Annotated in this window: 1 protein-coding gene; it reads right to left on the minus strand. The window is 68.8% G+C overall.

Features of this window, described 5'->3' with window-relative positions; all coding sequences use genetic code 11:
- Positions 1-1,024: 1,024 nt before the first annotated feature.
- Entirely contained in the window at positions 1,025-2,197 is a 1,173-nt protein-coding gene (locus ACFVX4_RS41970; RefSeq protein ID WP_389988753.1) for a hypothetical protein, read from the minus strand.
- Positions 2,198-2,278 lie beyond the last annotated feature (81 nt).

A 2,278-nucleotide genomic window follows, 5' to 3' on the forward strand; every position in this document is an offset into this window, starting at 1 on the left:
CTACGTCACCCCGATCGAGACCAGGACCCTGGCGGCCCAAGATCTCACCCACGCAGCGTAAACATTCGCTGTCCGTGATCGTGGGGGAACTTCAGGAGACGTGACCGTACACGGTCGACTTCATGGCTTCGGTGACGGCCGCCTCGTACAGCTCGGTCCTGTAGCCGTCGGCAACCTTCTCGGCCTTCTAGACCCGTTTCCGCAGTGCTGCAAAGTCCGGTTTACTCATGGGGCGAGGGTGATACACCAACCACCACACTTCAAGTTCCACTGAAAGTCTGGCCGCTGCTGCGGAGAGGGAACCGCCCGCCGCCGCGACGCGGTACGCCGCTGCCCCCGGACTGATCAACCCAACCACCCACCCAGGACCGTCCTTCTGCCGCGCGGCCACCCCTGCGAGCGCCCACCCCGAGCGGCCCGCCCGCCACGCCCCCGCAGGGCCGGCCACGAGCCCCCGACGTAACCGACGGACCGTCACGCAACGCAACGGGAGACGCGTGCGTTCCACCCTTCGCCACCCAAGTCCTCGCTCGCCGAAGGCGCCCGCAGCAAGGTGGAGAATCCGGTCACCAGCCCAGCCACCGCGCGGACCGAAACGCCACCGGGGACGTGGAAAATTCCACCCCGGCTGCGCCCGCCGCGGCGAGGTCGTTCCCGTTTTCCACCCTGCCGCACCCACATGGAACGACCAGTCCCCCGCTGTTGGCCAGGGCCCGCCGACAGCACCGCCCACGTCTCGACGAGCGGCGACAGCAGCGCGGAAGACGCGAGCGGGGTATGACCCAAACACTGACCCACGCTGGAAAATCGCAGGTCAAAGCGTTCCATCCCTGAGTCAGTGCCAGGCCTCACCCCAGTGTTCCCCGACCGCACACCCACTGACCCAGTGCCGGAAGTCAGCGACCCCGGGCACACACGCGGGGCCCGGACAGCAAAAGAGGGTGGGGGTGGAATCCCTGGAATTCCACCCCCACCCCTGTGCAGCGCTCCGGGTAGCTCGCCCGCATTCCACAGCAGTGGAACGTCACACGCTGGCAGCCCGCTTGATCTTCCCCAGGTACTTCCGCACCGTGCCCTCCTGGTAGCCGCAGCGCTCCGCCAGGACCGGAGCAAGAGCCTTCGCCGAACGCTCCTGCTCCTCCGGCGGCAACTGCCTGTAGTGGAATTCCACCCGTGCCGGGCCCGTCAGGTGAGAGCCGTCCTCCTGCTCAGCCTCCTGCACGGCCTCGCTCTCACGGAGGACCGGGGCCGACTCCCCGGTGTCGGGCTCGTCCTCATCACGGGCGTCCGGGACTCGCACCTGCACGATGCCGCGGCTGCCGCTCTCACCACCGGACGCGTGCACCGTGTGCCGTTCCGTCGCCCGGGTTTGATCCTGCTGGCCGACGGCGAACCATGGTGGCGTACCGGGCTGCTCCCCTGGGGCGTCGTCGGGGCTGCTCGGGAGGGAGCCCTCATCGTGGCTCTCCTCGCCCTCGTGGTCGGGGGCCGTCTCGGCGGCCTGGTCCGCTGCCGCCGGTACCGGACCGGCCTCGGGGTCGTGGTTGCCGTTGTACTGAACCTGGCGCTGCGAAGCAGGCTCAGTCCCGTCGTCGTCCTGTTCCCGCTCCTGGAACAGGACGACGTAGCCCCTCAGTTCGTCTGCGGTGACAGGCTGCCCGGTGGCTCCCAGGATGCCGTCGCGCTGGTACACATACTCGGCAAGGGCGGCAGCGTCGGCGGACGTGCCTCGCTCCGCCGCGTATGTGAGCCAGGCGTTGTAGAAGTAGTCGGCCCATGTCTCTTCGTCGGCTGCGTCCCGGGGAGCGTCGGAGCCGGGTCCGTCTTCCGGCGCGGGTGCTCCGTGCTGTTTCAGCACTCGCAGCAGGGGCTCCAGTTGCTCGTCGGACAACGGGGCTCCGGCTGCGGTGGCGATGCCGTACCGGTCCTGGAGCCAGAGAGCGAACTGCTCGCTCGTCGGCTCGGAGGCATAGGTGGCGAGCCAGGCCCGGTAGGCGTCCGCGAGGCGCCCGTCGGCCCTGGCATCGTCCGGTGCCGGTTCGGACGGCCGTCCAGAGGCGGATGAAGGCACCCGGGAGACCGGTTGCGGCTCACCGGCACGCAACTGTGCGAGTTCCACCTCCTGCGCGGCGGGGGCCTCAAGGACGGGGCTCTGCCTCTGCTGCGGGACCTGAGCGGCCTGGGCCGGGTCTGTCAAACGAGCGGTGTAACTCAGGTTGTTGGAGTTACTGGCGTGCTGCGGAGAGCCGGCCGTCGAAGGTGATGTCGAAGGCGTTGA

It is taken from the genome of Streptomyces sp. NPDC058240 (assembly GCF_042882135.1).
Taxonomy (GTDB): domain Bacteria; phylum Actinomycetota; class Actinomycetes; order Streptomycetales; family Streptomycetaceae; genus Streptomyces.